General features: G+C 69.0%; 15 protein-coding genes and 2 rRNA genes. 3 read left to right on the plus strand and 14 right to left on the minus strand.

The annotated features are described in order from the left end of the window. Positions 1-30 precede the first annotated feature (30 nt). The 4 genes from GXW83_RS25115 to GXW83_RS25130 all read right to left on the minus strand — a co-directional run bounded on the left by GXW83_RS25115 (position 31) and on the right by GXW83_RS25130 (position 7,707). Positions 31-3,154, minus strand: a 23S ribosomal RNA gene (locus tag GXW83_RS25115). A 312-nt stretch (positions 3,155-3,466) separates the two neighbouring features. After that, positions 3,467-4,985: ribosomal RNA gene (locus GXW83_RS25120) — 16S ribosomal RNA — on the minus strand. The 16S and 23S rRNA genes sit together here, the layout of an rRNA operon. A gap of 650 nt (positions 4,986-5,635) precedes the next feature. Beyond that, positions 5,636-6,898 (minus strand): tyrosine--tRNA ligase, encoded by a 1,263-nt coding sequence (tyrS, locus tag GXW83_RS25125; protein WP_182445354.1) that lies wholly within the window; start codon positions 6,896-6,898, stop codon positions 5,636-5,638. A gap of 170 nt (positions 6,899-7,068) precedes the next feature. After that, on the minus strand, positions 7,069-7,707 hold the full coding sequence (locus GXW83_RS25130; RefSeq protein ID WP_182445355.1) for a DNA-3-methyladenine glycosylase: 639 nt from the start codon (positions 7,705-7,707) through the stop codon (positions 7,069-7,071). Positions 7,708-7,880: 173 nt separating this feature from the next. Here GXW83_RS25130 and GXW83_RS25135 point away from each other — a divergent pair, with 173 nt between their 5' ends. Beyond that, a complete protein-coding gene (locus GXW83_RS25135; protein WP_182445356.1) occupies positions 7,881-8,414 on the plus strand; it encodes a YbhB/YbcL family Raf kinase inhibitor-like protein in 534 nt (177 codons plus the stop codon). 130 nt (positions 8,415-8,544) lie between these two features. Beyond that, the gene (locus GXW83_RS25140; RefSeq protein ID WP_182445357.1) at positions 8,545-9,045 is read left to right on the plus strand and encodes an HNH endonuclease; all 501 of its coding nucleotides are present in this window, start codon (positions 8,545-8,547) and stop codon (positions 9,043-9,045) included. A 48-nt stretch (positions 9,046-9,093) separates the two neighbouring features. Here GXW83_RS25140 and GXW83_RS25145 read toward each other — a convergent pair whose 3' ends face one another. The 6 genes from GXW83_RS25145 to GXW83_RS25170 all read right to left on the minus strand — a co-directional run bounded on the left by GXW83_RS25145 (position 9,094) and on the right by GXW83_RS25170 (position 14,885). Then, the gene (locus GXW83_RS25145) at positions 9,094-11,238 is read right to left on the minus strand and encodes a PQQ-binding-like beta-propeller repeat protein (protein ID WP_182445358.1); all 2,145 of its coding nucleotides are present in this window, start codon (positions 11,236-11,238) and stop codon (positions 9,094-9,096) included. Between the two features lie 118 nt (positions 11,239-11,356). Beyond that, on the minus strand, positions 11,357-11,650 hold the full coding sequence (locus GXW83_RS25150) for a 4a-hydroxytetrahydrobiopterin dehydratase (RefSeq protein WP_182445359.1): 294 nt from the start codon (positions 11,648-11,650) through the stop codon (positions 11,357-11,359). Positions 11,651-11,698: 48 nt separating this feature from the next. Beyond that, complete coding sequence (locus GXW83_RS25155; RefSeq protein WP_182445360.1) at positions 11,699-12,457, minus strand: sulfite exporter TauE/SafE family protein; 759 nt, start codon at positions 12,455-12,457, stop codon at positions 11,699-11,701. A 105-nt stretch (positions 12,458-12,562) separates the two neighbouring features. After that, on the minus strand, positions 12,563-13,531 hold the full coding sequence (locus GXW83_RS25160; protein ID WP_182445361.1) for an SPFH domain-containing protein: 969 nt from the start codon (positions 13,529-13,531) through the stop codon (positions 12,563-12,565). Between the two features lie 69 nt (positions 13,532-13,600). Further along, positions 13,601-14,032 (minus strand): NfeD family protein, encoded by a 432-nt coding sequence (locus tag GXW83_RS25165; protein ID WP_182445362.1) that lies wholly within the window; start codon positions 14,030-14,032, stop codon positions 13,601-13,603. Positions 14,033-14,093: 61 nt separating this feature from the next. Beyond that, complete coding sequence (locus GXW83_RS25170) at positions 14,094-14,885, minus strand: ABC transporter ATP-binding protein (protein WP_182445363.1); 792 nt, start codon at positions 14,883-14,885, stop codon at positions 14,094-14,096. 140 nt (positions 14,886-15,025) lie between these two features. Between GXW83_RS25170 and GXW83_RS25175 the strand changes: the two genes are divergently transcribed. After that, positions 15,026-15,835, plus strand: coding sequence for a hypothetical protein (locus GXW83_RS25175; protein ID WP_182445364.1), 810 nt, complete (start codon positions 15,026-15,028; stop codon positions 15,833-15,835). 14 nt (positions 15,836-15,849) lie between these two features. On the opposite strand, the gene GXW83_RS25180 is transcribed toward GXW83_RS25175, so the two are convergent. The 4 genes from GXW83_RS25180 to GXW83_RS25195 all read right to left on the minus strand — a co-directional run bounded on the left by GXW83_RS25180 (position 15,850) and on the right by GXW83_RS25195 (position 21,588). Further along, positions 15,850-16,494, minus strand: a complete 645-nt coding sequence (locus GXW83_RS25180) for a response regulator transcription factor (protein ID WP_182447542.1) — start codon at positions 16,492-16,494, stop codon at positions 15,850-15,852. A gap of 7 nt (positions 16,495-16,501) precedes the next feature. Then, the gene (locus tag GXW83_RS25185) at positions 16,502-17,626 is read right to left on the minus strand and encodes a GAF domain-containing sensor histidine kinase (protein ID WP_225447545.1); all 1,125 of its coding nucleotides are present in this window, start codon (positions 17,624-17,626) and stop codon (positions 16,502-16,504) included. A gap of 249 nt (positions 17,627-17,875) precedes the next feature. Further along, positions 17,876-18,664 carry an MHYT domain-containing protein gene (locus tag GXW83_RS25190; protein ID WP_182445366.1) on the minus strand — a complete coding sequence of 263 codons (789 nt, stop codon included), beginning with the start codon at positions 18,662-18,664 and terminating at the stop codon, positions 17,876-17,878. A 272-nt stretch (positions 18,665-18,936) separates the two neighbouring features. Beyond that, positions 18,937-21,588, minus strand: a complete 2,652-nt coding sequence (locus GXW83_RS25195; RefSeq protein WP_182445367.1) for an FHA domain-containing protein — start codon at positions 21,586-21,588, stop codon at positions 18,937-18,939. Between the last annotated feature and the right edge of the window lie 111 nt (positions 21,589-21,699).

The following is a 21,699-nucleotide window of genomic DNA, read 5'->3' on the forward strand; positions in this document are numbered from 1 at the left end:
CGGGAACTGTACAGTGGACGCGTAGCAACTATGGACAAGCCCTCGGCCTATTAGTACCGGTCAGCTCCACCCCTCACAGGGCTTCCACACCCGGCCTATCAACCCAGTCGTCTACTGGGAGCCTTACCCACTCGATGGTGGTGGGAGTCCTCATCTCGAAGCAGGCTTCCCGCTTAGATGCTTTCAGCGGTTATCCCTCCCGAACGTAGCCAACCAGCCATGCCCTTGGCAGGACAACTGGCACACCAGAGGTTCGTCCGTCCCGGTCCTCTCGTACTAGGGACAGCCCTTCTCAAGACTCCTGCGCGCGCAGCGGATAGGGACCGAACTGTCTCACGACGTTCTAAACCCAGCTCGCGTACCGCTTTAATGGGCGAACAGCCCAACCCTTGGGACCTACTCCAGCCCCAGGATGCGACGAGCCGACATCGAGGTGCCAAACCATCCCGTCGATATGGACTCTTGGGGAAGATCAGCCTGTTATCCCCGGGGTACCTTTTATCCGTTGAGCGACGGCGCTTCCACAAGCCACCGCCGGATCACTAGTCCCTGCTTTCGCACCTGCTCGACCCGTCGGTCTCACAGTCAAGCTCCCTTGTGCACTTACACTCAACACCTGATTGCCAACCAGGCTGAGGGAACCTTTGGGCGCCTCCGTTACATTTTAGGAGGCAACCGCCCCAGTTAAACTACCCACCAGACACTGTCCCTGATCCGGATCACGGACCCAGGTTAGACATCCAGCACGACCAGAGTGGTATTTCAACGACGACTCCACAACCACTGGCGTGGCCGCTTCACAGTCTCCCACCTATCCTACACAAGCCGAACCGAACACCAATATCAAGCTATAGTAAAGGTCCCGGGGTCTTTCCGTCCTGCTGCGCGAAACGAGCATCTTTACTCGTAATGCAATTTCACCGGGCCTATGGTTGAGACAGTCGAGAAGTCGTTACGCCATTCGTGCAGGTCGGAACTTACCCGACAAGGAATTTCGCTACCTTAGGATGGTTATAGTTACCACCGCCGTTTACTGGCGCTTAAGTTCTCAGCCTCGCCACACCGAAGCGCAGCTAACCGGTCCCCTTAACGTTCCAGCACCGGGCAGGCGTCAGTCCGTATACATCGCCTTACGGCTTCGCACGGACCTGTGTTTTTAGTAAACAGTCGCTTCTCGCTGGTCTCTGCGGCCGGCCACAGCTCCGGAGGTAAACCCCATCACCACAACCGGCCCCCTTCTCCCGAAGTTACGGGGGCATTTTGCCGAGTTCCTTAACCATAGTTCACCCGAACGCCTCGGTATTCTCTACCTGACCACCTGAGTCGGTTTGGGGTACGGGCCGCCATGAAACTCGCTAGAGGCTTTTCTCGACAGCATAGGATCATCCACTTCACCACAATCGGCTCGGCATCAGGTCTCAGACTATGTGAACGGCGGATTTGCCTACCGTTCGTCCTACACCCTTACCCCGGGACAACCACCGCCCGGGCTGGACTACCTTCCTGCGTCACCCCATCGCTCACCTACTACCAGCTCGGTTCACCGGCTCCACCACTTCCCTTTGTCCGAAGACTCCGGGACGGCTTCACGGGCTTAGCATTACCGGGTTCGACGTTGGCGCTTCAAAGCGGGTACGGGAATATCAACCCGTTGTCCATCGACTACGCCTGTCGGCCTCGCCTTAGGTCCCGACTTACCCTGGGCAGATCAGCTTGACCCAGGAACCCTTGGTCAATCGGCGCAAGAGTTTCCCACTCTTGTATCGCTACTCATGCCTGCATTCTCACTCGTATACCGTCCACGACTGGCTTCCGCCGCCGCTTCACCCGGCACACGACGCTCCCCTACCCATCACAGCCCCCGTTAGGGGTTGATACTGCAATGACACGGCTTCGGCGGTGTACTTGAGCCCCGCTACATTGTCGGCGCGGAATCACTTGACCAGTGAGCTATTACGCACTCTTTAAAGGGTGGCTGCTTCTAAGCCAACCTCCTGGTTGTCTCTGCGACTCCACATCCTTTCCCACTTAGCACACGCTTAGGGGCCTTAGCCGGTGTTCTGGGCTGTTTCCCTCTCGACCATGGAGCTTATCCCCCACAGTCTCACTGCCGCGCTCTCACTTACCGGCATTCGGAGTTTGGCTAAGGTCAGTAACCCGGTGGGGCCCATCGCCTATCCAGTGCTCTACCTCCGGCAAGAAACACACGACGCTGCACCTAAATGCATTTCGGGGAGAACCAGCTATCACGGAGTTTGATTGGCCTTTCACCCCTAACCACAGGTCATCCCCCAGGTTTTCAACCCTGGTGGGTTCGGTCCTCCACACGGTCTTACCCGCGCTTCAACCTGCCCATGGCTAGATCACTCCGCTTCGGGTCTTGGGCGCGCTACTATGTCGCCCTATTCGGACTCGCTTTCGCTACGGCTACCCCACACGGGTTAACCTCGCAACACACCGCAAACTCGCAGGCTCATTCTTCAAAAGGCACGCAGTCACGACCAGTCATCACAAGTGACGCTGGCGACGCTCCCACGGCTTGTAGGCACACGGTTTCAGGTACTATTTCACTCCGCTCCCGCGGTACTTTTCACCATTCCCTCACGGTACTGTCCGCTATCGGTCACTAGGGAATATTTAGGCTTAGCGGGTGGTCCCGCCAGATTCACACGGAGTTTCACGGGATCCGTGCTACTTGGGAAAAACTCAAGAGAGCCGCACAGGTTTCGTCTACGGGGGTCTTACCCTCTACGCCGGACCTTTCGCATGTCCTTCGACTACCCATACGGTTTCTGACTCTCCGACCGGCCGGCAGACCGGTCAAGAATTCTCCCACGACCCCGAAGTGGCAACCCCTGCCGGGTCTCACACCACAACGGTTTAGCCTCATCCGATTTCGCTCGCCACTACTCTCGGAATCACGGTTGTTTTCTCTTCCTGCGGGTACTGAGATGTTTCACTTCCCCGCGTTCCCTCCACACTGCCTATGTGTTCAGCAGCGGGTGACAGCCCATGACGACTGCCGGGTTTCCCCATTCGGACACCCCCGGATCAAAGCTCGGTTGACAGCTCCCCGGGGCCTATCGTGGCCTCCCACGTCCTTCATCGGTTCCTAGTGCCAAGGCATCCACCGTGCGCCCTTAAAAACTTGGCCACAGATGCTCGCGTCCACTGTGCAGTTCTCAAGCAACGACCAGCCACCCATCACCCCCACGAGCACACGCTCACAGAGTTCACTGGGGCCGGCGCTGAAGACCAGCCTTGCGGCCGTGCCCTCAGGACCCAACAACGTGCCCGACCCGATCCACCCGACCCCGCGTTCCACGCACCCCGAAAGATGCAGTACTAGCGGCGACAAGCCGATCGTGCCGAATAGTCAACGTTCCACCCATGAGCAACCAGCACCGGACATTCGCCGATGAACTGGCCCCTTGACCGCCGAGAGGCGGTAAGAAGTGCTCCTTAGAAAGGAGGTGATCCAGCCGCACCTTCCGGTACGGCTACCTTGTTACGACTTCGTCCCAATCGCTGGTCCCACCTTCGACAGCTCCTTCCCTTGCGGGTTAGGCCACCGGCTTCGGGTGTTACCGACTTTCGTGACGTGACGGGCGGTGTGTACAAGGCCCGGGAACGTATTCACCGCAGCAATGCTGATCTGCGATTACTAGCAACTCCGACTTCATGGGGTCGAGTTGCAGACCCCAATCCGAACTGAGACCGGCTTTTTGAGATTCGCTCCACCTCGCGGTATCGCAGCTCATTGTACCGGCCATTGTAGCACGTGTGCAGCCCAAGACATAAGGGGCATGATGATTTGACGTCGTCCCCACCTTCCTCCGAGTTGACCCCGGCAGTCTCCTGTGAGTCCCCGGCATAACCCGCTGGCAACACAGAACGAGGGTTGCGCTCGTTGCGGGACTTAACCCAACATCTCACGACACGAGCTGACGACAACCATGCACCACCTGTATACCGACCACAAGGGGGCGACCATCTCTGGCCGTTTCCGGTATATGTCAAGCCTTGGTAAGGTTCTTCGCGTTGCGTCGAATTAAGCCACATGCTCCGCTGCTTGTGCGGGCCCCCGTCAATTCCTTTGAGTTTTAGCCTTGCGGCCGTACTCCCCAGGCGGGGAACTTAATGCGTTAGCTGCGGCGCGGACCACGTGGAATGTGACCCACACCTAGTTCCCAACGTTTACGGCGTGGACTACCAGGGTATCTAATCCTGTTCGCTCCCCACGCTTTCGCTCCTCAGCGTCAGTAATGGCCCAGAGATCCGCCTTCGCCACCGGTGTTCCTCCTGATATCTGCGCATTTCACCGCTACACCAGGAATTCCGATCTCCCCTACCACACTCTAGCCTGCCCGTATCGAATGCAGACCCGGAGTTAAGCCCCGGGCTTTCACATCCGACGCGACAAGCCGCCTACGAGCTCTTTACGCCCAATAATTCCGGACAACGCTCGCACCCTACGTATTACCGCGGCTGCTGGCACGTAGTTAGCCGGTGCTTCTTCTGCAGGTACCGTCACTTGCGCTTCTTCCCTGCTGAAAGAGGTTTACAACCCGAAGGCCGTCATCCCTCACGCGGCGTCGCTGCATCAGGCTTTCGCCCATTGTGCAATATTCCCCACTGCTGCCTCCCGTAGGAGTCTGGGCCGTGTCTCAGTCCCAGTGTGGCCGGTCGCCCTCTCAGGCCGGCTACCCGTCGTCGCCTTGGTAGGCCATCACCCCACCAACAAGCTGATAGGCCGCGGGCCCATCCCAGATCGCCGGAGCTTTCCACGCACACCCCATGCGGAGATGCGTCGTATCCGGTATTAGCACCGGTTTCCCGGTGTTGTCCCAGAATCTGGGGCAGGTTGCCCACGTGTTACTCACCCGTTCGCCACTGATCCACCCCGAAGGGCTTCACCGTTCGACTTGCATGTGTTAAGCACGCCGCCAGCGTTCGTCCTGAGCCAGGATCAAACTCTCCGTGAATGTATTCCGGATATAACCGGAGCACACCCGCGAAAGAGCGGCACGACAGTCAGCGGAACAGCCGACCTCGTGCACTGCGTCCTCGCTAGTGTTTTGTGCATCAAAGGAACCACGTCCAAAAATGGACGGGGTATCAACATATCTGGCGTTGACTTTTGGCACGCTGTTGAGTTCTCAAGGAACGGACGCTTCCTTCAAGACCCTTTCACCGGTCTCTCCGGGCACTTCGTTCTTCGTTGTCGAGCCTAGCAGATCCGATTTCCACCGGCGAACCGGTCGTAATCTTTCCGCTCCCCGCCGGAGCGGGGTTGTCGCTCGGCGACCGGCACTACGTTACCGCAAATTTCGGAGGCCCGAAAATCGGTCACCTATTCGCACGCCAAAAAGAGACCCCCGACAATCGAGACACAATATCGATGTCGAGCGGATCAGATTGGTTGAGTGAAGAGGCTTCTGCAGTGTCTGGCCACGTGAGGGTTGATGCGGCGAGGCGATGCCCCGTACGTCGCAACAACCCGAATCAAGCGACTCGCTCAACACTAGACGGTCCCGCGCGCAACGTCAAACATCCGTGGCGAAGATCTTTTGGGATCCCTACCACGGACGTTCGACGCCAGAGCCAGCAGGCCCGCTGACCAGCGCAGCAGCCGTCAGCCCGTCAGTTCGACGGCGGCGAGGCTGCGCTTGCCCCGGCGCAGCAGCAGCCAGCGGCCGTGCAGCAGGTCGGCTGCGGTAGGCACCGCCTCCTCGTCGGTGACCTTGGCGTTGTTGAGGTAGGCGCCGCCCTCCTTGATCGCGCGGCGGGCGGCCGACTTGCTGGCGACCAGCCCGGTCGCGGCGAACATGTCGACGATCAGGCCGAGTTGGTCGATCTTGGCGTTCGGCAGCTCGGCGACGGCAGCCCCCAGCGTCGGTGCGTCCAGGTCCGCCAGGTCGCCCTGGCCGAACAGCGCCTTGGAGGCCGCGACGGCGCGGGCCAGCTGCTCCTCGCCGTGCACCAGCGTGGTGACGTCCTCCGCCAGCGCGCGCTGCGCGGCGCGCGCCGCCGGCTGTTCCACGGTGAGCCGCTCCAGCTCCTCGATCTCCTCCTTGCTGCGGAAGGTGAAGATACGCAGGTAGTTGGCCACGTCCCGGTCGTCGGAGTTGAGCCAGAACTGGTAGAAGGCGTACGGGGTGGTGAGTTCGGGGTCGAGCCAGACCGTCCCGGTCTCGGTCTTGCCGAACTTGGTGCCGTCCGCCTTGGTGATCAGTGGTGTGCCCAGGGCGTGCACGGACTTGCCGTCCGCCTTGCGGATCAGGTCGGTGCCCGCGGTGAGGTTGCCCCACTGGTCGCTGCCGCCGGTCTGCAGGGTGCAGCCGTACCGGCGGTTCAGCTCCAGGTAGTCCATGCCCTGCAGCACCTGGTAGCTGAACTCGGTGTAGCTGATGCCCGCATCGGAGTTGAGCCGCCGGGCGACGGCCTCCTTGGCGATCATGTTGTTGACCCGGAAGTACTTGCCGATGTCGCGCAGCAGGCTGATCGCCGACAGGCCCGACGTCCAGTCCAGGTTGTTGACGATACGGGCCGCGTACGGGCCCTCGAAGTCGAGGAAGCGCTCGAACTGGGTCCGGAAGCGGGTCGCCCAGGCAGCGACCGTCTCCGGGTCGTTCAGGGTGCGCTCGGAGGTGGGGCGCGGATCGCCGATCAGCCCGGTGGCGCCGCCGGCCAGGGGCAGCGGGAAGTTCCCCGCGTCCTGGATGCGGCGCATGGTGAGCAGCTGCACCAGGTTGCCCATGTGCAGGCTGGGGGCCGTGGGATCGAAGCCGCAATAGAACGTGACCGGACCGTCCGCGAATGCCTTGCGCAGTGCGTCCTCGTCGGTGGACAGGGCGATCAGCCCGCGCCACTTCAGCTCGTCGACGATGTCCGTCACGATCTCGCTTCTCCTTAGATCCACGCCGGGGAAAGCCACCGGCGGATGTGCTCAGCGTGTCCGAGGGTACGGGGTGGAGGCCACTTCATTGCGGCGCGGGCCGGATCACCCCGTCCGCGCTGATCCGTCCGGCGGCGCGGCGGCGGGCCGGGTCAGCGGATCGGGCCGGGTCAGCCGGTCGGCTTGCGGCGCTTGCGCGGGACGTGCCGGCGGTAGTCGCTGACCGTGCGGTCGTCGGCCACCCAGAACCGCCACGGCGTCTCGTGCCCCTGGGAGACGCCGGTCCGGGGCCCGCTGCGGACGGCGTCCGGCGGGCAGGGCTCGCCCTGGTGGATGCTGACCGGCGTATCGGGCGCGCAGACGTCAGTCCCGTCCAGGCTGCGGTCGAAGCCCAGGGACAGGGCGAGCCGGCCCGGCCCCTTGGCCAGCTCGTGCGGGTGCTTGGCGGTCGGCCGCCGGGCGAGTGCCAGCTCCTGGCCCTCGATCACCTCGCCCGCCCGGATCAGTACGGCCTGGGATTCGCCGACCGTGCCGCAGACGATGTTGGCGGCGTGGTGCATCCCGTAGATCCAGTACACGTACAGGTGGCCCGCGGGGCCGAACATGGTGGCGTTGCGCGGGGTCGGGCCGCGGTAGCCGTGCGAGGCCGGGTCGATCGCGCCCTCGTACGCCTCCACTTCGGTGATGCGCAGGGCGATGGTGCCCTCCGGCTCGCGGCGGACCAGGACCAGGCCCAGCAGCTCCGGGGCGACCAGGTGGGCCCGGCGCGCGAGGAACGCGCGCGGCACCAGCTCTCCGACGCGGGTCATGCTCCTGCTCCCCTTCTACGCGTTCTACGCGACTGCCACGGGACTGCTGGCGGTTCCAGCTGACGGCAGCCTTCGAGGGTAGTGGAATCGCCGCCCCCGGGGTGCCACGGGGGGAATGCCCGGCAGGGTTAGTGTGGTCGGCGAAAACGCCCCTCATACCGGAGGTTGACGAAGTGTCGGAATCCCAGCGGCGGCCGCTCCCGCACGAGTACCATCCGCCCGTTCCCGCGTTCGAGGTGACCAGCACGGACTTCGTCCCCGGCGCGACCCTGCCGCAGGCGCACACCTTCGCCGCGGACAACCTGTCGCCGCAGCTGAGCTGGTCCGGCGCGCCGGTCGGGACCAAGAGCTACGCCGTGAGCTGCTTCGACCCGGACGCGCCGACCGGCAGCGGGTTCTGGCACTGGGTGGTGTTCGACATCCCGGCCGACGTCACCGAGCTGCCCACCGGCGCCGGGAGCGGCGACTTCAAGGGGCTGCCGCGCGGGGCCGTACACGTCCGCAACGACTACGGGACGCGGGACTACGGCGGGGCCGCGCCGCCGCCCGGAGACGGCCCGCACCGCTACGTGTTCACCGTCTACGCCGTGGATCAGGAGAAGCTCGGGCCGGATAGCGACGCCACCCCCGCCGTCATCGGCTTCAACCTGCGCTTCCACGCGCTGGGGCGGGCCCAGGTGATCGCGGAGTACGAGCAGCGCTCGTAATCCACCGGCCATCCACCGGCCACCCGGACAGTGCATTTGGTCACCGGAAATTGCGTTGTCTGCGGACCGCACGGCCCTCACAGTGGGATCACCGCCGTGGGGGCGGTCGCGGTCTGCGGAGGTGGTCGGGATGCGCAGTGCACTGGTTCTGAATGCGGGCTACGAGCCGCTGGCGGCGGTGTCGTTGCAACGCGCCGTGGTGCTGGTGCTGCAGGACAAGGCTCTGGTCGAGCACGCGCACCCGGTGTACCGGATACGCGCGGCCTCGGTGGAGCTGCCGGTGCCCCGGGTGATCAGACTGCGCCGGTACGTCCGGGTGCCGTTCCGACAACGGGCGCCGTGGTCGCGGCGCGGGGTGCTGGTGCGGGACGGGCACAGGTGCGCGTACTGCGGGCGGCGCGGCACCACCATCGACCATGTGCAGCCCCGGTCCCGCGGCGGCCTGGACACCTGGCTGAACACGGTCGCGGCCTGCTCCGGCTGCAACCACCGGAAGGCGGACCGCACCCCGGACCAGGCCGGGATGGCCCTGCTGTTCACGCCGTTCGAGCCGACGCCGGAGGCGACGCTGATGCTGGCGCTCGGCGCGGAGCGGGACGACCTGCCGGACTGGCTGGCGGTGCCGGCGTGAGGCGGGCGTGCCGTCGGCCCGGTACCGGGGTCCGGGCCGACGGCCGCCTCAGCCGCCGCTGCCGATCGAGTACGCGGTGGCCGAGGTGGCGTAGGTGCTGGTGAACTGCGGGACGACGACCACCAGGTTGCCCTGGTAGAGGACCCGGCCGGCGGTCAGCAGCGAGCCGGTGGCCTGCGGGAAGGCGCCGCCGGGCGACTCCTTGCCGGTGGCCAGGTCGAAGTGGCTGAGCCGGGCGGGCTGGCCGAGGCGCTCCTCGGTGGCCACCACGGCCCCCGAGGCGTCCACGCCGACCAGGGCGGACTGGCCCTTCTCGGCGGGCGCGGTCTGCCACACCTGCTTGCCGGTGGCCAGGTCGAAGGCGGTGACCACGCCGGAGCCGGCGGGCGCGGCCGAGGCGCCGGAGCCGGCGGCGGTCGGGCTGAGCTCGGCGAGCATGGTGCTGCCCTGGAAGAACAGCGCCGGATCGGCGTCGAAGCTGCCGTGGACGGCGTCCAGCCTGCCCCCGACCTGGGCGACCGGGATGGTCGCCTGGCTGTCGCCCTGGGCGCTGAAGGACATCAGCGTGTCCTTGGTCGGGTCCGCCATGTGGACGGACACCACGGCCGGGGTCGCCGACAGCACCGTGTAGGAGGCCGCCGTCGCGGGCAGGCCGCGCCACCAGCTGAGCTTGCCGGTGCCCGCGTCCAGCGCCACCACCTGCTGCTTGGGGGTGGTGTCGGCGCAGACGCTCTGCAGCAGCAGGGTGCCGGCCGTCCCGTTGCCGCCGAGGACGCAGTACTTGCCCGGTCCGGCGTAGGTCCAGTCCTGCTTGCCGGTGGCGGCGGCGTAGCCGACCGCGCCGGACGCGCCCACGACGTCGACCTGGGTGTCGTTGACCATCACCGACGCCGGTGGGCCGGCGGTCGCGGTGGCGGCCGTGGCGGTCCACTTGGCCTGGCCGGTGGCGGTGTTCACGGCCACCAGCAGCGAACACGCCTGCCCGCTGCCCGGCTTGGCCTGGAACAGCACTGCGCCCACGCCGGTGGAGCCGACCGTGGACGACATGGCGCAGGGCACCGCGCCCGCAGTGGGCGGGGCGACCGTCCAGAGCTTGCTGCCGCTGGCGGCGGAGTACGCCGTGACGCCCATGCCGTCGCCGCGGACCACCGCCGAGGCGAGCAGCCAGGAGCCTATGAGGCCGTCGTTGCCGTTGGCCGATCCGGCGTCGGCCGGTGCGGACCAGGCCTTGGTGTGCGCGGAGGCGAGATCGACCGAGGGCGCGGCGGCGCCGGACGGCTTGGCGGAACTGCTGCCGGAGCCGCCGCCCGCGACCGCGAAGCCGGCCGCGCCGAGGACGACCAGGGCGGCGGCGCCGAGGACGGCGCGCACGGCGAAGGTCTTGCGGTCGGTGCCGGGCGCGCGGCCGGTGGCCGCAGCCAGCAGCCGGGAGAGGAGCGGTCCGTCGGCGGCGGGCGCCGCGCCCGCCCCGGCGGCGCCCTGGTCGCGCCCGGACCGCCGGTCGGAGCGGCGGCCGGAGCCGCCGGGGGCGCCGGAGGGTGACGGCCCGTCGGCGGCGGCCTCGGCGCCGGACGCCCCGGGAGCCCCGGTGGGGGCGCCTGCGGCGAAGGCCGCCTGGTACATCTCGGTCGCGGACCAGGCCGCGGTGGATTCGGACGCCTGCTCCTGGGCGGAGGTGCCGGGGTGCCCGGGGTGGCCGGAGCTGCCGTGCGGGTCGTTCGGGGCGTGCGGGTCGTGCTGCCCGGGCTGGCCGTCCGCCTCGGCCGGGGCGGTGTGGCCGTGCCCGGCCGAGGCGTCGTACTGCTGCTGCTCGGGGTAGCCCTGGTAGCCGGAGTAGTCGTACGACTGCGGGTATCCGGGCTGGTGCTGGTAGTCGCCGTCCTGCGGGTACCCGGCCTGCTGCGGATAGCCGCCGTGCCCGCCCTGCTGCCGACCGTACCCGGCCTGGCCGTGGTCGAGGTGCTGCTGCCCGTAGTCGGCGTGGCCGTAGTCCGCGTTCCCGTAGTCGGCGTGCCCGTAGTCCGGCTGCGGGGCGCCCTGCGGCTGCCCGTGGTCGGACTGGCCGTAGCCCGGCTGTTCGTAGCCGGACTGCCCGTGCCCGGGCTGCTCGAAACCGGGTTGCGGCTGGGCGTGGCCCTGCGCCGACTGGCCGTCAGGCCCCCAGTACTGACCGTAGTCGGGTTCGCTGTCCATGGCTCCGTCTGCTCCCGCCGGCTTCACGATTCGCCAGCCAGCATCTCACGGTTGCCGTGGCTCACCGTCCGCTCCGGGGGGTTCCTCACACATCGTCCGCATTGGTCCGTCGCGCAGGTCACAACCGGGAGTCGGCGACGGCGTCGATGTGGGCGGCCAGGTCGAGGTCGAGCTGGGTGATGCCGCCCGCCGAGTGGGTGCTGAGGGCGAAGTGCAGGGTGCGCCAGCGGATGTCGATGTCGGGGTGGTGGTCCATGGACTCGGCGATGTCGGCGACGGCGACCACGATCCGGATGGCCGTCGGGAAGTCGTCGGCCTCCACCACCCGCTTGAGGGTGTCGCCCTCGCGGTGCCAGGCCGGGTGGTGCTCCAGGCCGCCGGTGATCTGCTCGTCGCTGAGTCGTCCGCTCATGTGCGCGCTCCTGTCGGGCTCGGGCGGGCCCCGGTCGGGCCCCTCCGGTCAGCCAAGCAGAAGTTTGACGATGGCTGCGAGACCCACGACGACGATGATGGCGCGTAGGGCCACCGGAGGGAGCCGTCGGCCCACCCGGGAGCCGATCTGGCCGCCGATGACGGAGCCCCCGGCGATCAGCCCGGCGGCGGTCCAGTCGATCCGGCCGTCGATGAGGAAGACCACGGCGGCGACCCCGTTGACGATCATCGCCAGGATGTTCTTGGTGGCGTTGATCCGCTGCAGGTCGTCGGCGAGCAGCAGGCCCATCAGCCCCAGCAGCAGGACGCCCTGGGCCGCGCCGAAGTATCCGCCGTAGACGCCGCTGGCGAAGACGCCGAGGATCAGCGCGATGCCGCCCTCGGCCCGGGCCGGGCCGGTGCGCCGGGCGGCGACCACCTTGGCCAGCCAGGGCTGGAGGACGACCAGCAGCAGCGCGATGCCGATGAGGACGGGGACGATGGCCTGGAAGGCGTCGGCGGGCAGGATCAGCAGCAGCACCGCGCCGAGGATCCCGCCGAACAGCGAGGCGGTGCCCAGGCGGATCAACCGGTCCCGCTGGCCGCCCAGTTCGGCGCGGTAGCCGTAGGCGCCGCTGAGCGAGCCGGGGACCAGCCCGAGGGTGTTGGAGACGTTGGCGGTGACCGGGGGCAGCCCGACGGCCAGCAGTACCGGGAAGGTGATCAGGGTGCCGGAGCCGACGACGGCGTTGATGGCCCCGGCGCCGATGCCCGCCGCAAAGACGCCCACTGCCTCCCACGGTGACATGGCCGTGCCCCTTCGCTCTCGGTTGGTGTGCAGATCAGATCATGCACGACCGGTCGGGTCGAAGGGGCGTCGGGTCCGCCATCCGGGACCGGAACCGCCGGGCGGCTACTCGGGGTCGAGCTCCGGGTACTCGCGGCGCTTGTCCATCCGCAGCGCGGAGCCGTTGGCGTCCACCGGCGCGGGCGCGGGGGCGGCGCCCTTGGGGGCGAGGCCGGTGAAGGCCCCGCCGAGGCCCTTGAGCGCGTCGCCGACCTCGCTGGGGATGATCCACAGCTTGTTGGAGTCGCCCTTGGCGATCTCCGGCAGGGTCTGCAGGTACTGGTAGGCCAGCAGCTTCTGGTCGGCGTCGCCCTCGTGGATGGCCTCGAAGACGGTCCGGATCGCCGCCGCCTCACCGTCCGCGCGGAGCACCGCGGCCTGCGCCTCACCCTCGGCGCGGAGCACCTCGGCCTGCTTCTGGCCCTCGGCGGTGAGGATGGACGCCTGCCGGGCGCCCTCGGCGGTGAGGATCGCGGCGCGCTTGTCCCGGTCGGCGCGCATCTGCTTCTCCATCGAGTCCTGGATGGAGGTGGGCGGCTCGATGGCCTTGAGCTCCACCCGGTTGACGCGGATGCCCCACTTGCCGGTGGCCTCGTCCAGCACGCCGCGCAGCCCGGCGTTGATGGTCTCGCGGGAGGTGAGGGTGGACTCCAGGTCCATGGAGCCGATGATGTTGCGGAGCGTGGTGACGGTCAACTGCTCGATGGCCTGGATGTAGCTGGCGACCTCGTAGGTGGCCGCGCGGGCGTCGGTGACCTGGTAGTAGATGACGGTGTCGATGTTCACCACCAGGTTGTCCTGGGTGATCACCGGCTGCGGCGGGAAGGGCACCACCTGTTCGCGCAGGTCGATCCGGTTGCGGATGGTGTCTATGAAGGGCACCACGATGTTGAGGCCCGCGTTGAGGGTGCGGGTGTAGCGGCCGAAGCGCTCCACGATCGCCGCGCTCGCCTGCGGGATCACCTGGATGGTCTTGATCAGTGCGATGAACGCCAGCACGACCAGGATGATCAGGACGATGATCACGGGTTGCACAAGGACTCCCTCGTTGCGGTTCCTCGGCCGCCTTCCGGGGCGGCCGTTGTGACGGGTGGCGCGCCTGCGTCAGAGGATCAGCGCTGTCGCGCCGTCGATCCGGGCGACGCTGACCTGTTGGCCGGGGGCGAAGACCTGCCCGGGCTCGTACGAGCGCGCCGACCAGACCTCGCCCTGCAGCTTGATCCGGCCGTCGTGCTCGTCGACCTGTTCCAGGACGAGTGCGGAGGCGCCGGTGAGGGCGTCCATGCCCATCCGCACCCCGGGGCCCTGCCGCAGATGGCGCAGGGCGACAGGGCGGACGAAGACCAGCAGCGCGACGGAGACCACGAGGAAGACCACGAACTGCGCGACCGTGCCCCCGCCGAGAGCATCCGTCAGTGCCGCGGCAGCCGCCCCGACCGCGAACATGCCGAACTCAGGCAGCGCTGTGACCACCAGGGGGACGCCCAGCGCCGCCCCGACGATCAGCCACCACATCCAGTTCTCCACGCATCCCATCGTATGCGCGCAACGGTGCGCCCGGAGAGGGGTTTCCCCAGGTCGTCCCGAGTAACAGCGGCTAGCGCAAAGGGAGTCCGCGAGCGGACCAGCGGTCGTCGTGGTGCTCCAGGGTCAGCGGGAGCCCGAAGCACAGGGAGAGGTTGCGCGGGGTGAGGGTGTCCGCGAGCGGACCGGCCGCCAGCACCTTGCCCTGGCGGATCATCAGCACGTGGGTGAAGCCCGGCGGGATCTCCTCGACGTGGTGGGTGACCATCACCATGGCGGGGGCCTGCGGGTCGCGGGCCAGCGCGCCCAGCCGGCGGACCAGGTCCTCGCGGCCGCCGAGGTCCAGTCCGGCCGCGGGCTCGTCCAGCAGCAGCAGCTCGGGGTCGGTCATCAGGGCGCGGGCGATCAGGGTGCGCTTGCGCTCGCCCTCGGAGAGGGTGCCGAAGCGGCGGGTGGTGTAGTCGGCCATGCCGAGCAGGTCGAGCAGCAGCAGCGCGCGGGACTCGTCGGTCTGCTCGTACTGCTCGCGCCAGTGCGCGGTCATGCCGTAGGCGGCGGTGAGGACGGTCTCCAGCACGGTCTGCCGACGCGGCAGCTTGTCGGCCATGGCGGCGCCGGCCAGGCCGATCCGCGGGCGCAGCTCGAAGACGTCCACCCCGCCGAGCTTGTCGCCGAGGATGGCGGCGGTGCCGGTGGAGGGGAAGAGGTAGGAGGAGGCGACCTGGAGGAGGGTGGTCTTGCCGGCGCCGTTGGGTCCGAGGATCACCCAGCGCTCGCCCTCGGCGACCGCCCAGGACACCTGCTCCACCAGCGCGCGGCCGTCCCGGACCACGGATACGTCCACCAGCTCGAGCACGTCGCTCATTGCGTACGCCTTCCCCAATGCAGAGTACGATTTTTGTCGTCTATCGGGCGTCACGAGCACGGCACGGGTGGCAGCACTGCGGACGGCACAGGGAAAACCTACGCCACCCGGCTGTCCGACTTCTTCGTAGGCTTGGCCTCATGGTGGAGATCCCCGGCGCAGGCCGTCCTGATGACGTATTCGACGAACCCAGATCCGGCCGGTTGGTCGCCTGGGGCAATGCCGTGCTCGGCGGCGCTGCCTCGCCCGACGACGCGGCCGAGGCGGTCCGGGCGGCGGACGACAGCCACACCGTGCGGGGCGTGGCGGGCGCGGAGGGCGCCGGGCTGACGCTGGCGCTGGGGCGGCTGCGGGCGCTGGGGGTGAGCGGGCTGCGGCTGGCGCGGCCGGTACCGGGGCATCCGCTGGGGCTGACCGGGCCCGCCTCCTTCAACCAGCACGCGCTGGAGGCCGGTGAGGCGGTGCTGACCGTCGGCGGCCCGCCGCTGGGGCTGGTGCCGGAGGCGGTGGTGCACGGGTCCAGCGGCGACAGCCTGACCCGGGTGGTGTGGCACGCGCAGCCGGTGAACGAGGGCGTCCCGGCGGACGTGCCGCAGCTGCGGGACGCCGAGCGGGAGCTGGCCGAGGGCCTGCGGGAGGCGACGGCGGCGATGCTGCGGCTGGACGTCGCCGGGGGCGGCCCGGCGGTGCAGCGGGCGCTGGAGTCGTACCGCAGGCGCCGGACGCCGCAGTTGCTGGCGCCGGGCTACCCGCCGCGCGCGGTGCGGGTGCTGGAGTCGGCCCGGCAGGTGGCGGCGCTGCTGGCGCTGGCCTCGGTGACCGAGGGGGCGGCGGTGAGCGCGGCGGAGATGGCGGCCCGGAACGAGGCGCTGCGGCCGCTGGGGCGGACGGTCCGGCGGGCGCAGGTGGCGGCGTACAACGCGATGGTGGACGAGCCGACGCTGCGCTGAGCGCCGCCGCCGGGTCAGCGGGCGGCGCCGTTGCGGACGGCCCAGAGCGCGGCCTGGGTGCGGTCCGCGAGGTCGAGCTTCATCAGGATGTTGGACACGTGCGTCTTCACCGTCTTCTCGGAGAGGTGCAGCGCCCGGGCGATCTCGCGGTTGGAGCGGCCGTCGGCGATGTGCCCGAGGACCTCCTGCTCGCGCTCGGTCAGCGTGCCGCCCCGGCCCTGCGGCGGGCGGACCGGGTCGTCCGCGAGCAGCGCGCCCGCCAGCTCGGGCTGCAGCAGCACGTGCCCGGCGTGGACCGAGCGGATGGCGCCGGCCAGCGCCTCCGGGTCGACGTCCTTGTAGACGTACCCGGCGGCGCCCGCCCGCAGCGCGGGCACCAGGGTGCGGTGCTCGGTGAAGCTGGTGACCACCAGCACCCGGGCCGGGTTGCCGGCCTCCTTGAGCATCCGCAGCGCCTCGATGCCGTCCGTGCCGGGCATCTTCACATCCATCAGCACCACGTCCGGGCGCAGCTCCTCGGTGAGCCGGACGCCCTCGGCGCCGTCGGCGGCCTCGCCGACGACCTCGATGTCGTCCTGGACCTCCAGGAAGGTCCGCAGGCCGCGGCGGACCACCTGGTGGTCGTCGACGAGCAGCACCCTGATCCTGGTCTCGGCGATCCTGGGCTCAGCCACCGGGCACCTCCAGCTCCACCACGGTCCCCCGGCCGGGGGACGACTCGATCCGCAGCGTGCCGCCGACACCGGCCGCACGGTCCCGCATGGACACCAGGCCCAGGTGCCTCCCGGCCCGTCTGACCTGCTCCGGCTCGAAGCCGCGGCCGTCGTCGCGGACCAGCAGCCGCGCGCCCCGCCCCGGTCCGGCGGCCAGCAGCTCGACCTGGACGGCCGCCGCGCCGGAGTGGCGCAGGGCGTTGTGCAGGGCCTCCTGGGCGACCCGCAGCAGCGCCTCCTCCTGCGCGGGCGGCAGCGCGGCCACCCGGTCGTGGCGGAAGCTGACGCCGGCGCTGTGGGCCCGGTCCAGCACCTCGACGTGGGACTTCAGGGTCGGCAGCAGGCCGTCCTCGTCCAGCGCGGCCGGGCGCAGCTCGACCACGACGCTGCGCAGCTCGTCGGCGGCCTCGGCGGCCAGCCGGGAGACCTGGGCCAGCTCGGCGCGGGCCCGGTCCGGGTCGCGGGCGATCAGCGCGGAGGCGGCCTGTGCGGTGAGGCGCAGCGAGAACAGCTTCTGCGAGACGGCGTCGTGCAGCTCGTGGGCGATCCGGGCGCGCTCGCCGACCAGGGTCAGCTCGCGGCTGCGTTCGTAGAGCCGGGCGTTGGTGAGGGCGATGGCGGCGTGGGCGGCGAGGATCCGCAGGAGGTGCTCGTCCTCGGCGGTGAAGCCGGGCTCGGGGTCGGCACCGGGGCCGCTGGCCGGGGCGGCGCCGGGTGCGGGCTCCTTGTCGGCGAGGAAGATCGCGCCGAGGATCTCCTCCTCGTCCACGATCGGGACGCCGAGGAAGGCGCTCATCTCCGGGTGGGCGGCGGGCCAGCCGCCGAAGCGGGGGTCCTTGCGGACGTCGCCGAGCCGCTGCGGGGTGGCCTCGTGCAGCATCACGGCGAGGATGCCGTGCTGCCGGGGCAGCGGGCCGATGGCGCGCCACTCCTCGTCGCTGATGCCATCCACGACGAACTGCGCGAAACCGCCGGTGTCGTCGGGGACGCCGAGGGCGGCGTAGCGGGCGCCGATCAGGGTGCGGGCGGAGGTGACGATGCGCTGCAGCACCTCGCGCACCTCCAGGTGCTTGCTCATGGCGAGCACGGCGGCGCTGATCGCCTCGATGCCGCCCAGGCAGGCGCCGTCCGGCGGCGCGGGGGCGCAGGCGCTCTCGGGCGGGCGGCCCGCGGCGGCGGGCGGTGGTGCGGCTTCGGGCATGGGGCCACGGTACCGCCGGTGATCACCGGCGGCATCGGTCGCGGGCCGCTGCTCGGCCGGTCCGGACGGCGTAGGTCGCAGGTCCCCGCCTCCCGCGCCCGGCCGGCGCGGGGGGCGGGGCCTGCCTCAGCGCAGCCTGCCGTCGAAGAGGTTGACCTCGATCCGCTCCTGTTGCGGGGCCTCCACCGGGCGCCGGGTGCGGGTCTCCGGCGACAGCGCCACCACGATGGCGACGACGGTCAGGAACACCACGATGGCGACGGCGAGCGGCAGCACGAACTGGGCGGCCGGGACGCCGCCGGCGGCGTCGTCAGGGTTGAGCCGGACCGAGACCGCCAGCATCGCGGTGTAGTGCATGGCGCACACGGCCACCCCGGCGACCAGCGCGGACAGGGCGCTGGCCCACAGCCGCCGGATGTTGAGCGTCATCCACAGCGCGGCGGTGGCGGCGAACACCGCGATGCCGACGGAGGCGGCGACGATGCCCGGGTCGTAGCTGACCGTGCCGTTGAGGTCCATCGCGGCCATGCCCAGGTAGTGCATTCCGGCGACGCCCAGGCCGGTGAGGGTGCCGCCGACGAGCAGGGTGAGCACGGAGGGCGGCCGGTAGCCGACGTAGAAGACGCCGAAGCCGACGACCACGATGGCCACCGCCAGGCTGGCCAGGGTGAGCGGGATGTCGTAGACGACGCTGGCGCCGGTGACCGAGAAGCCCATCATGGCGATGAAGTGCATGGTCCAGATGCCGCAGCCGATGGTGCTGGCGGCGAGCAGCAGCCAGTTCCGGCGGCGTTCCCGGGGCAGGGCCAGCGCCCGCACCGTGCAGCGCAGCCCCAGGGCCGCCCCCACGCAGGCGACCAGGTAGGCAAGTAAGGGGTTCACCCAGCCGTAGGTGAAGCCGTCCATGTGTGCCATGGGGGAGTGTGTCCGTTCGTCGGGTTCTGCTGACGGTTGCCGCCACGCGCATCCGGGCGTGCACGAAATGTTAGAGGCGGTACATGTCACGTTACCGACAGAGAGCGTAACTCCTTTCTACGGATACCGAATTGGTATGAACCGACGACTCCAGTACTACCCAGCGTCACCGGGCACGCACCCGGCGGCGATCTCAACGACGCTAAAGGGCCCGCACTCTGATGAAGCGTCAGAGAGCGGGCCCCGGGCGGCATCTGGTCCAGGCGGTGCGGTCAGCGCGAGCGCATGACCTCCGGCTCGTGTCGGCGCAGCAGCCGCAGCACGGTGAAGCCCAGCAGGGCGCTGAGCACCAGCAGGGCGCCGCAGTCGGTGTACCACTGGGCGGCGGTGTGCTGCCACATCGGGTCGAAGTGCGGCGAGGTCTGGAACGGGCCGAGCAGGTGCCCCAGGTCGGTGGTGGTGGCGATGGCGCCGACGGCCCAGCGCGACGGCATCAGCCAGGCGACCTGCTCCAGCCCGGGGCTCCCGGCGATGGCGAAGCCGAGGCAGCCGGTGAAGACCACCTGCACGATGGCGAACATCACCAGCAGCGGCATGGTCTTCTCGGAGGTCTTCACCAGCGAGGAGATGACCAGCCCGAACATCATCGAGGCGAAGCTCAGCAGCACCAGCGCGATGGTCATCTCGACGATGGGCGCGCCCTGGACGATCAGGCCGTGGGCCGGGAGCTTGCGCGTCGAGAAGCCGATGCCGCCGATGATGACGCCCTGCACCACGCTGATCGCGCCGAGCACGATCACCTTGGACATCAGGTACGCGGAGCGGGAGAGACCGACCGCGCGTTCCCGCTCGTAGATCACCCGCTCCTTGATCAACTCGCGGACCGAGTTGGCGGCACCGGAGAAGCAGGCGCCCACCGCCATGATCAGCAGGATGGTCGGGGCGTCGCCGTTGAGGCCGTTGTGCGCGGCGGTGCCCGGGCCGAGCCCGGCGGGCGCCGGGATGACCATGCTGACCACCCCGAGCACGGCCGGCATCAGCACCGACAGCACCATGAAGCCCCGGTCCGAGGCGATCACCGCCAGGTAGCGCCGGATCAGCGTGGACAGCTGCGAGAACCAGCCCTGCTGCTTGGGGGGTTGGCTCTGGTGCTGCTGGATCGGCGAGGACTGCGCCTGCACGGCCTCCACGTCCGCCGAGTACATCTGGTAGTGCACCGAGCCGCGGAAGCGCCCGGCCCAGTCGTGGTCCGGGTAGTTCTCGAACGCCTGGAAGACGTCCGCCCAGGTCTCGTAGCCGAAGAAGTGCAGGGCCTCCTTGGGCGGGCCGAAGTAGGCCACCGAGCCGCCCGGCGCCATCACCAGCAGCCGGTCGCAGAGCGCCAGTTCGGCCACCGAGTGGGTGACCACCAGCACCGTGCGGCCCTCGTCCGCCAGGTCCCGCAGCATCTTCATGACGTCGCGGTCCATGCCCGGGTCCAGGCCCGAGGTGGGCTCGTCCAGGAAGATCAGCGACGGCTTGGTGAGCAGTTCCAGGGCCACCGACACGCGCTTGCGCTGGCCGCCGGAGAGCGCGGTGATGCGGTTGTCGCCGCGCTTCTCCAGGTGCAGCTCGACCAGCACCTCCTCCACCCGGCGGGCGCGCTCGGACGCCTCGGTGTCGCCCGGGAACCGCAGCTCGGCGGCGTAGCGCAGGGCGTTGCGGACCGTCAACTGCGAGTGCAGGATGTCGTCCTGCGGCACCAGGCCGATGCGCTGCCGCAGCTCGGCGAACTGCTTGTAGAGGTTGCGGCCGTCGTAGAGGACGTCGCCGTTGTCGGCCGGGCGGTAGCCGGTGAGGGCGCGCAGCAGCGTCGACTTGCCCGAGCCGGACGGGCCGATGACCGCGACCAGGGACTTCTCCGGCACGCCGAAGCTGACATTGTTCAGCAGGATCTTCTCGGTGCCCTTGTGCTCCACCTTGACCTGCAGGTGGCGGGCGGAGAAGGAGACCTCGCCGGTGTCGACGAACTCCTCCAGCTGGTCCCCGACCAGCCGGAAGGTCGAGTGGCCGACGCCCACGATGTCCTGCGGGCCGAGCGGCGCCCGGGAGACCGGCTGGCCGTTCACATAGGTGCCGTTGTGGCTGTCGAGGTCGACGATCTCGTAGCGGCCGTCGGCGAGTTGACGCAGTTCGGCGTGGTGGCGCGAGACCGACAGGTCGGAGACGACCAGCTCGTTGTCCAGCCCGCGGCCGATCCGGATGGTCCGCAGGCCGCCCGCCAGGTTGCGGATCATCGTGGGGTTGCGCGAGGCGTACACCGGCTCCTGCGGGGAGGCGGCCTGCGGCGGCGGTGCGTACCCGCCGCCCTGGGCTCCGGCCTGCGCCGGGACGCCCTGGCCGTACGCCGGCCGGGCCTGGCCCTGCTGCGGGTGGGCGCCCTGCTGCGGGTACGGGCTCTGCTGCTGCTGGTAAGGGGGCTGCTGGTACGGCGCCTGCGGCTGCGGCTGCGGACGGCCCTGGACCGGGTGGCCGCCCTGCGGGGCGCCGGGGGTGTAGCGGCTGGTGCTCGCGCCGTACCAGTCCTCCCCCGCACCGGCCGCCGCGCCCGCTATCGGCCCGGCCGCCGCGCCCGGCACGCCGGAGAAGGTCAGCCGCGGACCGCTCTCCGCGTTGCCGAGGACGACGACCGCGCCCTCCGCGAGCGGGACGGTGGTGGAGCGGCGCCCGTCGGCGTACGTCCCGTTGGTGCTGCCGACGTCGGTGAGCACCCACCCGGCGCCCTGGAACGCGATGGTGGCATGCCGCCAGGAGACCCGGGAGTCGTCGACCGTCACATCTGACTGGGGGTCGCGTCCCAGGGTGTAGCTCCGCCCCGGGTCCAAGGTCGTCCGTCTTCCGTTGAATTCAAGTACCAGTTGCGGCACTGTTGCCTGCCCCACCATGTAGTCCCCCGAATAGTCCCTTTACCACGAGGGAAGTTTAGAGATGCCGTACGCCGGGGGGAATCATTCCAGGTCCCGCCGACTGCGGTGAACCGCAGGCGGAGACCGTGA

This window comes from Streptacidiphilus sp. PB12-B1b (genome assembly GCF_014084125.1).
Taxonomy (GTDB): domain Bacteria; phylum Actinomycetota; class Actinomycetes; order Streptomycetales; family Streptomycetaceae; genus Streptacidiphilus.

Bases quoted from the DNA above. Each gene is read 5' to 3' on its own strand.
- GXW83_RS25130 (WP_182445355.1), bottom strand. From the start codon at position 7,707: ATGACCCGCGTCGGAGAGCTGGTGCCGCGCGCGTTCCTCGCGCGCCGG.
- GXW83_RS25140 (WP_182445357.1), top strand. From the start codon at position 8,545: ATGCGCAGTGCACTGGTTCTGAATGCGGGCTACGAGCCGCTGGCGGCG.
- GXW83_RS25145 (WP_182445358.1), bottom strand. From the start codon at position 11,238: ATGGACAGCGAACCCGACTACGGTCAGTACTGGGGGCCTGACGGCCAG.
- GXW83_RS25150 (WP_182445359.1), bottom strand. From the start codon at position 11,650: ATGAGCGGACGACTCAGCGACGAGCAGATCACCGGCGGCCTGGAGCAC.
- GXW83_RS25155 (WP_182445360.1), bottom strand. From the start codon at position 12,457: ATGTCACCGTGGGAGGCAGTGGGCGTCTTTGCGGCGGGCATCGGCGCC.
- GXW83_RS25165 (WP_182445362.1), bottom strand. From the start codon at position 14,032: ATGGGATGCGTGGAGAACTGGATGTGGTGGCTGATCGTCGGGGCGGCG.
- GXW83_RS25170 (WP_182445363.1), bottom strand. From the start codon at position 14,885: ATGAGCGACGTGCTCGAGCTGGTGGACGTATCCGTGGTCCGGGACGGC.
- GXW83_RS25175 (WP_182445364.1), top strand. From the start codon at position 15,026: ATGGTGGAGATCCCCGGCGCAGGCCGTCCTGATGACGTATTCGACGAA.
- GXW83_RS25185 (WP_225447545.1), bottom strand. From the start codon at position 17,626: ATGAGCAAGCACCTGGAGGTGCGCGAGGTGCTGCAGCGCATCGTCACC.
- GXW83_RS25190 (WP_182445366.1), bottom strand. From the start codon at position 18,664: ATGGCACACATGGACGGCTTCACCTACGGCTGGGTGAACCCCTTACTT.
- GXW83_RS25195 (WP_182445367.1), bottom strand. From the start codon at position 21,588: ATGGTGGGGCAGGCAACAGTGCCGCAACTGGTACTTGAATTCAACGGA.